Source organism: Streptomyces sp. CA-294286 (assembly GCF_050947155.1).
In the GTDB taxonomy this organism is placed as follows: domain Bacteria; phylum Actinomycetota; class Actinomycetes; order Streptomycetales; family Streptomycetaceae; genus Streptomyces.
The window spans coordinates 3,563,799-3,575,482 of the sequence record NZ_CP192005.1 but is presented as its reverse complement, the minus strand read 5'-3'; the positions used below and the strand labels follow the sequence as shown (position 1 = coordinate 3,575,482).

The following is an 11,684-nucleotide window of genomic DNA, read 5'->3' as shown; positions in this document are numbered from 1 at the left end:
CCCACACCGTAGAGGTGCCCGAAGGGAGGCATCGGCCAATTGGGCCGGTGTGTCGTACGTATCTGTCTGATATTCCGAACTTTTTAGGTGCGCGGGATTCCAGCTACAGAGATATTCGAACATTTATTCTACTCCCTAGAGATCGCTCTGCGAGGTGGAACGGCGCCGCCACCGGCCGAGGACGCCTTCGGGCACCTCCTCCGAGGTCAGGGCGAAGACCAGGTGGTCACGCCAGTCGCCGTCGATGTGCAGGTAGCGCGGGCGCAGGCCCTCCTCACGGAAACCCAGCTTTTCGACGACGCGGCGGCTGGGGCCGTTCTCCGGGCGAATGCACACCTCTACGCGGTGCAGGCCCACGCTGCGGAAACAGTGGTCGACGGCGAGCGCCACCGCGGTCGGCATGACGCCCCGGCCTGCCACGTCCCGGTCGACCCAGTAACCGACGTGCCCGGAACACATCGAGCCCCAGGTGATGCCGGCGACGGTGAGCTGGCCGACAAGTCGACCTCGGTAGTCGATGACGAACGGCAGCATCCGGCCGGCGTTCGCCTCCGCCCGCAGGTGGCGCACCATCTGACGGTAGGTCGGCCGGTGGGTTACCGGGCCCAGCGGTGCGGGTGGCGGAATGGTCGCTTCCCACGGGCGGAGCCAGTCACGGTTGCGCCGGTTGACCTCGCGCCAGGCCCGCTGGTCGCGCATTCTTATCGGACGGAGGGCGACGTCACCGTCCACCAGCTCTACGGGCCAGACGGAGCCGTTCAGTGGGGACCTCCGGAGGAACCGGCGGGTCCACCGGTCCTCGGGTGGTCGCCGCCGCGGAGCTGGTCGACGGCGTGCAGCAGGATCCGGTCCAGTACCGCGAGGCCGTCACGGACGCCGCCGGTGGACCCCGGAAGGTTGACGATCAGCGTCGTACCGCCGCCCGCCACGCCCGCCAGGCCGCGGGAGAGGGATGCCGTGGGAACGTGCGGGCGGCCTTCGGCGCGGATGGCCTCGGGGATGCCGGGGATCTCGTGGTCGAGGACCTTGCGCGTGGCGTCGGGGGTGCGGTCGGTGGGTGAGATGCCGGTGCCGCCGGTGGTGACGATCGCGTCGTACGCGGCGGCCACGCCGTCCCGCAGGGCCGCCTCGACGGGGTCGCCGTCGGGAACGACCACCGGTCCGTCGACGGTGAAGCCCATCCGGGTCAGTCCCTCGGCGACGAGGGGGCCGCCCTTGTCGGCGTAGACGCCGGCGGAGGCCCGGTTGGAGGCGGTGACGACGAGGGCGCGGTACGGGCGCACGTCGGGGCCCGCGTGCGCGGGTTCGCCCGGTACCTGCGACTGGTAGCCGGGTTCGGAGACGGGCCCGGGAATGGTCCGCGGGTGCGCGTGCGCCTCGGAGACGGGGGCGTCGGTGCTCAGCGGTGAGTCGGGGGCGAGGGCCGTGACGCGGGTGGTGACCCCGGAGCCCCCCGTTCCGGGCGGGCCCACGGGGGCGACGGACGGTCCCGTGGCGTCCGTCGATGCGGCTGGCGTCGTGGCGTGCGTGGTCTGCGTGGCGTGCGTGGCGTGCGTGGCGTGCGTGGACTGCGTGGACTGCGTGGAGACGGTCGGGGAGAACGTCAGGTGCCAGGTGCTCATGAGCGGTTCCAGTCGCCGGACTTGCCGCCGGTCTTCTCCTCGACCCGTACGTCCGTGATGACCGCGCCCTTGTCGACGGCCTTCACCATGTCGATCACGGTGAGGGCGGCGACGGTGACGGCGGTCAGGGCCTCCATCTCGACGCCCGTACGGTCCGTGGTCTTCACGGTGGCCAGGATCTCCACCGCGTCGTCGGCGACCGACAGGTCGACTTTGACGCCGGAGACCGCGAGCGGGTGACAGAGCGGGATCAGATCTGGGGTGCGCTTGGCGCCCATGATGCCGGCGATGCGGGCGGTGGCGAGGGCGTCGCCCTTGGGGACGCCCTCGCCACGGAGGAGTTCGATCACTCGGGGTGCGACGAGGACGCGGCCGCTGGCACGCGCGGTGCGGGTGGTCACGTTCTTCTCGGAGACGTCGACCATCCGGGCCGCACCGGCCTCGTCGATGTGCGTCAGCCTGCTCTGCGTACTCATGTCTCCGCCTCGCGTTCCGGCGCCGGTCGTTGCCTCGGCAGTCGTGGGCAGACGTTGGCAGTCGTTGCCACGGCGCAGCGGCAGACACCGTACCGCCACCGGCGGGTCATTGCGTGAGCAGGACCACTCCGACTTCCGTGCCGGGCTCCACGGCGGTGGTGTCCTCGGGAACCACGAGCAGCGAATCCGCGTGCGCGAGGGCGGCGATCAGGTGGGAGCCGGAACCGCCCACCGGAGTGACGGTGCCCGCGGCGGCGTCGTACGTCGCGCGCAGGAACTGGCGCTTCCCTGCGGGCGACGCCAGGGGCTCCGACGCCTCCAGGGTGGCGCGGACCGTCGTGCGGTGGACGTCCTTCAGCCCCATCAGGGCGCGGATGACGGGGCGGACGAACAGCTCGAAGGAGACGTAGGAGGAGACCGGGTTGCCGGGAAGCGCGAGCAGCGGGGTGTGGTCGGGCCCGATGGAGCCGAAGCCCTGCGGCTTGCCCGGCTGCATGGCCAGCTTGCGGAAGTCGACACCGCTGCCGGGTTCGTCCTCGTCGGCGACGGAGGCCAGGGCCTCCTTGACCACGTCGTACGCGCCGACGCTGACACCGCCCGTGGTGATCAGGAGGTCGGCGCGGACGAGCTGGTCCTCGATGGTGGCGCGGAGCTCGTCGGCGTCGTCGGTGACCGCGCCGACGCGGTAGGCGATGGCTCCGGCGGCGCGTGCGGCGGCGGTGAGGGTGAAGCTGTTGGAGTCGTAGATCTGGCCCGCTTCCAGCTTCTCGCCGGGCTGGACCAGCTCGGATCCGGTGGACATCACGACCACGCGGGGCCGCGGGCGGACCAGGACGGAGGGCCGGCCGATCGCGGCGAGCAGGCCGATCTGGGGCGGGCCGAGCACCGTTCCGGCTTCGAGGGCCGTGTCGCCGGCCTTGACGTCGCTGCCGGCCGCGCGGACGTGCGCGCGGGCTTCGGCAGGCCGGTGGACGCGGACCTCGCCGGTGGAGTCGTCGGGGTGGGCCCCCGCCGCGCGCATGGTGGTGGCGGGGCCGCCGCCGCTGCCGCCGTCGGTCCACTCGACCGGAACGACCGCCTCCGCGCCGGGCGGGAGCGGGGCGCCGGTCATGATGCGGGCGGCCTCGCCGGGACCGACGTTGATGTCCCGGGCGCCACCGAAGCCCGCCGCCACGTCACCGATCACCGTGAGCACGGCGGGGAACTCCGCGCTCGCGCCGGTGACGTCGGCCACCCGGACCGCGTACCCGTCCATCGAGCTGTTGTCGAAGGGCGGCAGCGCGAGCGGAACGGTGACGTCCTCGACCAGTACACAGCCCTGCGCGTCCGGCAGTTGCAGCTCGATGGGCTCCAACGGGTGGATCGCGCCGAGGACGTCGTCCAGGTGCTCGTCCACCGACCAGACGCGGTCGGGTCCGCTCCCGTTGTCGGGGGAGGCGGCGGACGGTGCTTCGGTGGTGCTCACTTGCTACATCTCCTCGGTGACGTAACTGCGAAGCCAGGTCTTGAAGTCCGGGCCCAGGTCATCACGTTCGCATGCGAGTCTGACAATCGCCCGAAGATAGTCCCCGCGGTCCCCGGTGTCATAGCGCCGTCCCTTGAAGACGACGCCGTGCACAGGGCCGCCGACCTTCTCGTCCTCGGCCAGTTTCTGGAGGGCGTCGGTGAGCTGGATCTCGCCGCCGCGACCCGGCGCCGTCTCCCGCAGTATCCCGAAGACCGCCGGGTCCAGGACGTACCGGCCGATGACCGCGAGGTTGCTGGGGGCCTCCTCCGGTCCGGGCTTCTCGACGAGGCCGGTGACCTTGACGACGTCGCCGTCCCCGGACGGTTCGACGGCCGCACATCCGTAGAGATGGATCTGTGCGGGGTCGACCTCCATGAGGGCGACGACGCTGCCGCCGTACGTCTGCTGGACCTCGACCATGCGGGCGAGGAGGGGGTCGCGGGGGTCGATCAGGTCGTCGCCGAGGAGGACGGCGAAGGCCTCGTCGCCGACGTGCGGGGCGGCGCACAGGACGGCGTGCCCCAGGCCCCGGGGGTCGCCCTGGCGGACGTAGTGCATGGTCGCCAGGTCACTGGACTCCTGCACACGGGCCAGACGGTCCGCGTCGCCCTTCTTGGTGAGGGCGGACTCCAGCTCGTAGTTGCGGTCGAAGTGGTCCTCAAGCGGGCGCTTGTTGCGGCCGGTCACCATGAGGACGTCGGAGAGTCCGGCCCCGGCGGCTTCCTCGACCACGTACTGGATCGCGGGCTTGTCGACGACGGGCAGCATCTCCTTGGGAGTGGCCTTCGTCGCCGGAAGGAAGCGGGTGCCCAGTCCCGCTGCCGGAATGACAGCCTTGCTGATTCTGCGGTGCGCCTGAGTCATGCCGGAACGATATCGGCTGCTGCGGTACGGAAGGTCGGGTTCCGGACACTTTGTTGCTGTATGAGCGAATAGTGGAGGCCAAGTGGCTTCGAGTGGAGAAGAGATGACCACAACGGCGGCTGCGAAGTCCGTACTGCGCCGGGAACTTCTGGCCGCGAGACGCCTGTTGTCCGAGGAGGACGCACGGGAGGCCGCCGCGGTTCTCGCCCGGCGCGCGGGGGAGCTGCCGGAACTGGCCGGGGCGCGCACGGTGGCCGCGTACGTCTCGGTCGGCCGCGAGCCCGGCACGCGCGTACTGCTGGAGGAGCTGCACGCGCGCGGGGTGCGCGTACTGCTCCCGGTCCTACTGCCCGACAACGACCTCGACTGGGCGGCGTACGAGGGCGTGGACGGACTTGTACGGGCCGGACGCGGCCTGTGGGAGCCCGGCGGGCCCAGGCTCGGTGTGGAGGCCGTACGGGAGGCGGAGGCGGTGTTGCTGCCGGGGCTCGCGGTGGACGGGCGGGGGATGCGGCTGGGGCGCGGCGGCGGGTCCTACGACCGGGTACTGGAGCGCCTGGAGCGCGAGGCGGCAGAGGGGGCACGCGCGCACGCACGCGTAGCGGCGGCGGAGGGGGCGCGGGCGCCGGAGCGCGGGGCGCGGCTGGTGGTGCTGCTGTACGAGAACGAGGTAGTCGCGAAGGTTCCGGCGGAACCCCACGACCACCCCGTTCACGCGGTGGTGACGCCCGGCGGCGTACGCCGGTTCGGGCCGTGACCGCCCGGCGAGTGGTGATCTGCGGGCGGGCGGTGGTCGGCTGCCCGGCGGAGGGTGGCTTACGGGCAGGTGGTGTCTTACGGGCAGGTGGTGGCTTACGGGCAGGTGGTGGCTTACGGGCAGGTGGTGGCTTGCAGGGGACGGGGGGCTTCGGGGGCGGTGGCCGCGAGGCGGGCCACCCGCCGTCCTAGGCCGGCTTGAGGACCAGGGTCTCGCTGGTGCTCTTGTCGACCGCTTCCCTGCTGAACGGCCAGTCGAGCAGTTCGCCCTTGGCCCACATGTCCGTTTGATCGCTGTAGTTCGGGCTGTACGCGTGGCCCGAGGCGCCCGTCAGGTTGATCCAGCGGGACTTGTCGAGGGCGCCGAGGTTGACGACCATGCGCATCGAGGGAACCCAGACGACCTCGTAGCCGCCGGCTGCGTTCCAGCCGGTGGCGTTGACGGTGGCCTCGCCGCCGCCCAGGTTCCAGGGACCGCGGTTGAGGAGGTGCTGGACGAAGCCGGGGCCTTCGACGCCGAGGGTCTGGTTCGTCAGCGTCAGCTGGTGCAGGCGGCCCCACTCCCACGTGCTGATGTCCTTGCCGAGCTTGGCGGTCAGCTCCCAGCGGGCGTCCTCCATGGCACGGGCGAACAGCTCGTCACGGGTGGTGGTGGCCTTGTCCGTGCGGGAGGCGGGCGAGGACCACCAGTCGCTCTTCTCGTCCTTGACGAGCTTGCGGACGACCTCGAACCAGCGGTCGCCGCCGTCGGGCTGTGCGCTGTCACCGTCGCGCTCACCGCACTCGCGGGTCGGCTTGGCGAGGTCGTCGACGGGGCCGGAGCCGTCGGCGGAGCGCACGTACAGGCAGGAGCCCTCGACCCGCAGCTCCTTCGGCAGCTTGTTCCCGAAGGAGAGCCGCAGGATGTTGCGCCAGACGCCGTTGAAGTAGGCGGCGGCCGCCGAGTCGGACTCCTGGGTGTAGTCCCAGCCTTCGAGGAGCTTCTGCGCCTCACGGATGTACGGGTCGGAAATGTCGATTTTCAGCAGGTAGGGCGTGAGCAGCTTGGCGATCTCGCTGCTGTTGTCCATCTGCATGGTGCGCATGTCGTCCGAGCTGATCTTGCCGCCGTCCTTGGTCTTGGACTCGATCAGGTCGTTGATGCGCTGGGAGCGGGCGCCGTAGCCCCAGTCCTTGGTGAGGAAGAGCTTGTCCTTCTTGGGATCGATCACGGCCTGGTTGGCGGTGACGATGTAGCCGCGACGGGGGTTGTACTCGTACGGCAGCTCGTCCTGGGGGATGTAGCCCTGCCAGCCGTTCCTCGAAAGCCAGCCCGCGGCGGGCATGCTGCCGTCGCGGCCGCCCTTGCGGACGGGGATCGAGCCCGGGGCCTGGTAGCCGATGTTGCCCGCGGTGTCGGCGTAGATGAGGTTCTGGGACGGCACCTCGAAATGGGCGGCGGCTGCGCGGAACGCCGTGAAGTCCTTGGCCTTGTTGAGTTCGAAGACGGCGTCCATGGACCTGCCGGGCTCCAGCGCCGTCCACTTCAGCGAGACGGCGTAGCCGTTGCCGCGGTCGGGGGCGGCGTTGTCGACGGGCGCCTTCTGGCCGACCGCCTCGATCCGGGAGTCGCGGTCCGAGACCAGCGGACCGTTGTCCGTGGAACGGACGGTGATCTTCTTCGGTTCGCCGCCGGCGACCTTGATGGTCTCCTCGCGGGTCCGGAACGGCTTCTCCTTGCCGTCGTACAGGTACGTGTTGTTCGGGCCGACCTTCTCCAGGTAGAGGTCGGTGACGTCGGCGCCCAGGTTGGTCATGCCCCAGGCGATGTTCTGGTTGTGGCCGATGACCACGCCGGGCATGCCGGAGAAGGTGTAGCCGGCGACGTCGTACTGGCACTGGGCGCTGACCTGGCGGCAGTGCAGGCCCATCTGGTACCAGAGCGACGGCATCTGCGGGGCGAGGTGCGGGTCGTTGGCGAGGAGCGGTTTACCGGTCGTCGTCTTCGCGCCGGACACGACCCAGGAGTTGGAGCCGATGCCGTTGCCGTTGGGTCCGAGCAGGGCGGGGACCTTGTCGAGGGCGTCGGAGATGCGGGAGAGCTGGGTGTTGAGGTTCTGGGTGGCGCTGCCGACGGAATCGCCGCTGCCGCCGGTGCTGGTGCCCGTGCCCGTGCCGGTTCCGGTTCCGGCGGTGCTGCTGGTGCCGCTTCCCGTACCGGTTCCGGCGGTGCCTGTGCCGTTGTCGGTGCCGCCGCTGCTACCGGTGCCTGTGCCGTTGTTGATGCCTGCGCCGTTGTTGCCTGTGCCGTTGTTGATGCCTGTGCCGTTGTTGCCTGCGCCGTTGTTGATGCCTGTGCCGTTGCCGGACAGGCCGTTGCCGCTGCTGCCGGACTTGGCCTTGTTCTCTTCGACGATCGGCTTGTTCCGGTCGAAGGGGTAGGCCGGGTACAGGTCGGCGATCTGCTTCTGGTCCAGACGGCCGGCCAGCAGCGAGCGGTCGATCTCGTCCTGCATGTTGCCGCGCAGGTCCCAGGCCATCGCCTTGAGCCAGGCCACCGAGTCGACCGGGGTCCACTCCTCGGGCGTGTAGTCGTACTTGAAGCCGAGGGCCGCGTACTCGACGGAGATGTCCTTGTTGGAACGCCCCTTGAGGTACTGGTTGACCCCGGACGCGTAAGCCTGGAGGTACTTCTTCGTCTCCGGCGACAGCTTGGTGTCGTACTCCTGCTGCGCGACCTGCCGCCAGCCGAGCGTGCGGAGGAAGGCGTCGGTCTCCACCTGACCTTCACCGAACATCTCCGAGAGACGTCCCGACGTCATGTGCCGGCGTACGTCCATCTCCCAGAAGCGGTCCTGTGCCTGGACGAAGCCCTGGGCACGGAAGAGGTCGGCGTCGGAGGAGGCGTAGATCTGCGGGATGCCGTTGGCGTCGCGCTTCACGTCGACCGGCCCCGTCAGACCGTCGAGCGTGAGTTCGCCGCTGGTCTGGGGGAACGAGGCCCGCACGGTGCTCACGCCCCAGTACGCGCCGTAACCGACGCCCGCGACGATCGCCAGCACCAGCACGATCACGAGCAGACGAGCGCGACGCCCCCTCTTCTTCTTGCCGGTGGGGGCGGCTCCGGAAGGGTCTGTGGTGGTGGCGGGCATCGCTGTCCTTCGCGGGGCAGGGTGGTCCTGGAGTGCTGGAGCAACCATAGGCGCAGCCCTGTACCGCTCCCGACTCGGTCTCCGGAACACCCCAAGGGGCAGCAGTGGTGCGGCGTTAAGGAAGCGTCAAAGATTAGGTAAGGTAATGAAACTACCTCGCCGTCGGAAGGAACGATCCGGCAGGCCCCAGGAAAGGACCGGCCCCTGACTGTCCACCAGCTCAACGAACTCATGCTCATCTGTGCCGTCGTCCTCCTGGTCGCCGTCGCGGCGGTGCGCCTGTCCTCCCGCACCGGCCTCCCCAGCTTGCTGATCTACCTCGGAATCGGCGTCGCACTGGGCCAGGACGGCATCGGCAACGTCGCGTTCGACAACGCCGAACTGACTCAGGTGATCGGCTACGCGGCGCTCGTCGTCATCCTGGCCGAGGGCGGCCTGGGGACGCAGTGGAAAGAGATCAAACCGGCACTTCCGTCGGCAGTCGTCCTGTCGACATTCGGTGTCGCGGTGAGCGTGGGGATCACCGCGGCCGGCGCGCACTACCTGGTCGGTCTCGACTGGCGGCAGGCGCTGATCATCGGCGCGGTGGTGTCCTCGACGGACGCCGCGGCCGTCTTCTCGGTGCTGCGCAAAGTGCCGCTGCCTGGCCGGCTGACCGGTGTGCTGGAGGCGGAGTCGGGATTCAACGACGCCCCGGTGGTGATTCTGGTCGTCGCGTTCTCCACGGTGGGCCCCGTGGAGAGCTGGTACCACCTGCTCGGCGAGATCGGGCTGGAACTCGCGATCGGCGCGGCCATCGGCCTCGCGGTGGGGTGGCTGGGCTCGCTCGGGCTGCGCAGCGTCGCCCTGCCCGCCTCCGGCCTGTATCCGATCGCCGTGATGGCCATCGCGGTGACGGCGTACGCGGCGGGCGCCATGGCGCACGGCTCGGGCTTCCTCGCCGTCTACCTGGCGTCAGTGATCATGGGCAACGCGGGACTGCCGCACTGGGCGGCGACCCGCGGCTTCGCCGACGGGCTCGGCTGGATGGCACAGATCGGCATGTTCGTGCTGCTCGGACTGCTGGCCACGCCGCACAAACTCGTCGCCGACATCTGGCCGGCGATCATCGTCGGCCTTGTCCTGACCATGGTCGCCCGGCCCGCGTCCGTACTCCTGAGCCTGCTGCCGTTCCGCACGTCGATGCGCGAACAGGCACTTCTGTCGTGGGCCGGCTTGCGCGGTGCGGTGCCCATCGTGCTCGCCACCATCCCCATGGTGAGCGGCATCGAGGGCAGCGACAAGATCTTCAACATCGTTTTCGTCCTGGTCGTGGTCTACACACTGGTGCAGGGGCCGACGCTGCCCTGGGTGGCACGGCGTCTGCGCCTCCAGGAGTCCGAGGACACCGCGGCCGACCTCGGCATCGAATCCGCGCCGCTGGAGCGGCTGCGCGGACACCTGCTGTCGGTCTCCGTCCCCGGGGAATCGCGCATGCACGGCGTGGAGGTGGGAGAGCTGCGGCTGCCGCCCGGCGCCGCCGTCACCTTGGTCGTCCGCAACGGCACCAGCTTCGTACCGCAGCCGACGACCGTCCTCCAGCGCGGGGACGAACTGCTGGTGGTGGCCACGGACCCGGTGCGGGACGCGGCCGAGAGGCGGCTGCGCGCGGTCGGCCAGGGCGGCAAGCTGGCGGACTGGCTGGGCACGGGTGAGGAACCCGCTCCGGCCCGCACAGGAGGAAAATCTCCGAAAGCAAGGCCCTTCACCCGGAAGCACCTGTAACATGAAGGTGAATTGATCGACCAACTCTGCCTGACGCAGAGCTGGCGCGACCGCACGGCGGCCGCCTCCTACCGCATGAACTCGTGGCGGGGGGCCTGGTATCTACCGCCGGTCCTGCGCAAGAGGACAGCTCTCGGCGGATCCCGCACGCAATGCGTGCCCATGTACGGCGACATGTCGACCGTACGTGCAAGGGGAGCGCTACCAGGCGGCAGAAAGGCAAGGGCCGTGACGAACACGGTCACGACCGACGCCACCGCGCCCAAAAGCGGCAAGCGCCCCAGCTACGGGCAGCTGCTGCGCACCCCCGGGGTGTGGGGCTACCTGATCCCCGGCTTCCTGGCCCGGCAGCCCTTCGCGATGCTGACCATCGGCATCGTGCTGCTGGTGCAGCACACCACCGGCTCGTACGGCAGCGCCGGCATCGTCGCTGCCGTCACCGGTGTGTCCATGGCGCTGTTCGCCCCGCAGAGCGGGAAACTCGCCGACCGCTTCGGCCAGCGGGCGGTCCTGCTGCCCGGCGTGCTGGTGCACGCGGCGTCCGTCGGCGCGCTGGTGGCTCTCGCGCTCTCCGACGCGCCCATGTGGGCGTTGTTCGCGGCGGCGGTTCCGGCCGGCGCCTCGGTGCCGCAGGTCGGTCCGATGGTGCGGGCGCGCTGGGCGGCGAAGCTGGACGGCTCGCCGCTGATGTCGACGGCCGCGGCCTTCGAATCGGTGACGGACGAGTTCACGTTCGTGGTCGGCCCCGTGCTGGCCACCGCCCTGTGCACAGGCGTGCACCCGGCGGCAGGGCTGATCGCCGAGGCGACGCTGACTCTGGCGGGCGGACTGTTCTTCGCGGCGCAGAAGCGCACCCAGCCGGCCCCGAGCCACATCAAGGGTCAAGCGCGCGTCAAGCACGCTTCCGCGCTGTCCGTACCGGGCGTGCGCGTCCTGGCTGTCGCCTTCCTCGGCATCGGCACCGTCTTCGGCGGCATGCAGGTCTCGCTGACGGCCTTCTCCGAAGAGATCGGCAACCCGGGCATCAACGGGCTGCTGTACGGAGTCTTCGCGGCCGGAAACATGCTGGCGGGCGTCGCCTGCGGCACCATCGCCTGGAAGGTGGGCCCGCGTCGCCGCCTGATGACCGGCTACGCCGGCCTGGCCCTGTTCGCATCGGGGCTGTGGGCCGTGCACTCCGTGCCGCTGCTGGCAGGACTCGGTCTCCTGGTCGGCCTGTGCATCGCGCCCGCGTTGATCACCGGCTACACGATGGTGGAGACGCTGGTCCCGGCAACCGCGCGCACCGAGGCGTTCACCTGGCTGACCGGCGCTGTGGCGTTCGGGCAGGCCATGGCCGTGACGGTCGCCGGGCGGCTGACCGATGCGTTCGGGTCGACCGCCGGTTTCCTGGTCCCGCTGGGCGGCACGGCCCTCGCGCTCACCGTGCTGATCGTGCTGCGTTCGCGACTGCTGCCGCCCTCGGCGGGAAGGGTCGCGGCGCGTGGCGTGGGTCACCGCGTGCCGGTCACGGTGGACTGATCCAGCGGAATACGTCACTATGGACCGTCGTTAGCACTCAACG

9 protein-coding genes are annotated in these 11,684 nt (G+C 70.1%); 3 read left to right on the top strand and 6 right to left on the bottom strand.

Features of this window, described 5'->3' with window-relative positions:
* Positions 1 to 135: 135 nt before the first annotated feature.
* From ACQPZG_RS20720 to galU, 5 genes are all read right to left on the bottom strand, one after another.
* Positions 136 to 762 carry a GNAT family N-acetyltransferase gene (locus tag ACQPZG_RS20720; protein ID WP_433549480.1) on the bottom strand — a complete coding sequence of 209 codons (627 nt, stop codon included), beginning with the start codon at positions 760 to 762 and terminating at the stop codon, positions 136 to 138.
* Entirely contained in the window at positions 759 to 1,283 is a 525-nt protein-coding gene (locus ACQPZG_RS20715; RefSeq protein ID WP_433549479.1) for a MogA/MoaB family molybdenum cofactor biosynthesis protein, read from the bottom strand. Before ACQPZG_RS20715 ends, ACQPZG_RS20720 begins: the two co-directional genes overlap by 4 nt.
* Positions 1,284 to 1,618: 335 nt before the next feature.
* Complete coding sequence (gene moaC, locus ACQPZG_RS20710) at positions 1,619 to 2,098, bottom strand: cyclic pyranopterin monophosphate synthase MoaC (protein ID WP_433547235.1); 480 nt, start codon at positions 2,096 to 2,098, stop codon at positions 1,619 to 1,621.
* 106 nt (positions 2,099 to 2,204) lie between these two features.
* Positions 2,205 to 3,563: a molybdotransferase-like divisome protein Glp gene (glp, locus tag ACQPZG_RS20705; protein ID WP_433547234.1), complete on the bottom strand. Its 1,359-nt coding sequence runs from the start codon at positions 3,561 to 3,563 to the stop codon at positions 2,205 to 2,207.
* 3 nt (positions 3,564 to 3,566) lie between these two features.
* Complete coding sequence (gene galU / locus ACQPZG_RS20700) at positions 3,567 to 4,469, bottom strand: UTP--glucose-1-phosphate uridylyltransferase GalU (protein ID WP_433547233.1); 903 nt, start codon at positions 4,467 to 4,469, stop codon at positions 3,567 to 3,569.
* Positions 4,470 to 4,572: 103 nt separating this feature from the next.
* Between galU and ACQPZG_RS20695 the strand changes: the two genes are divergently transcribed.
* Positions 4,573 to 5,226 (top strand): 5-formyltetrahydrofolate cyclo-ligase, encoded by a 654-nt coding sequence (locus tag ACQPZG_RS20695; protein ID WP_433547232.1) that lies wholly within the window; start codon positions 4,573 to 4,575, stop codon positions 5,224 to 5,226.
* A gap of 187 nt (positions 5,227 to 5,413) precedes the next feature.
* Here ACQPZG_RS20695 and ACQPZG_RS20690 read toward each other — a convergent pair whose 3' ends face one another.
* Positions 5,414 to 8,356, bottom strand: a complete 2,943-nt coding sequence (locus ACQPZG_RS20690; protein WP_433547231.1) for a penicillin acylase family protein — start codon at positions 8,354 to 8,356, stop codon at positions 5,414 to 5,416.
* A gap of 231 nt (positions 8,357 to 8,587) precedes the next feature.
* On the opposite strand from ACQPZG_RS20690, the gene ACQPZG_RS20685 reads away from it, so the two are divergent.
* Both ACQPZG_RS20685 and ACQPZG_RS20680 read left to right on the top strand, forming a co-directional pair.
* On the top strand, positions 8,588 to 10,120 hold the full coding sequence (locus ACQPZG_RS20685; RefSeq protein WP_433547230.1) for a potassium/proton antiporter: 1,533 nt from the start codon (positions 8,588 to 8,590) through the stop codon (positions 10,118 to 10,120).
* A gap of 228 nt (positions 10,121 to 10,348) precedes the next feature.
* Complete coding sequence (locus ACQPZG_RS20680) at positions 10,349 to 11,641, top strand: MFS transporter (RefSeq protein WP_433547229.1); 1,293 nt, start codon at positions 10,349 to 10,351, stop codon at positions 11,639 to 11,641.
* Positions 11,642 to 11,684: the final 43 nt, after the last annotated feature.

Excerpts from the sequence above, each read along its gene's own strand:
- ACQPZG_RS20695 (WP_433547232.1), top strand. The coding sequence starts at position 4,573 with ATGACCACAACGGCGGCTGCGAAGTCCGTACTGCGCCGGGAACTTCTG.
- ACQPZG_RS20685 (WP_433547230.1), top strand. The coding sequence starts at position 8,588 with ATGCTCATCTGTGCCGTCGTCCTCCTGGTCGCCGTCGCGGCGGTGCGC.
- galU (WP_433547233.1), bottom strand. The coding sequence starts at position 4,469 with ATGACTCAGGCGCACCGCAGAATCAGCAAGGCTGTCATTCCGGCAGCG.
- ACQPZG_RS20690 (WP_433547231.1), bottom strand. The coding sequence starts at position 8,356 with ATGCCCGCCACCACCACAGACCCTTCCGGAGCCGCCCCCACCGGCAAG.
- moaC (WP_433547235.1), bottom strand. The coding sequence starts at position 2,098 with ATGAGTACGCAGAGCAGGCTGACGCACATCGACGAGGCCGGTGCGGCC.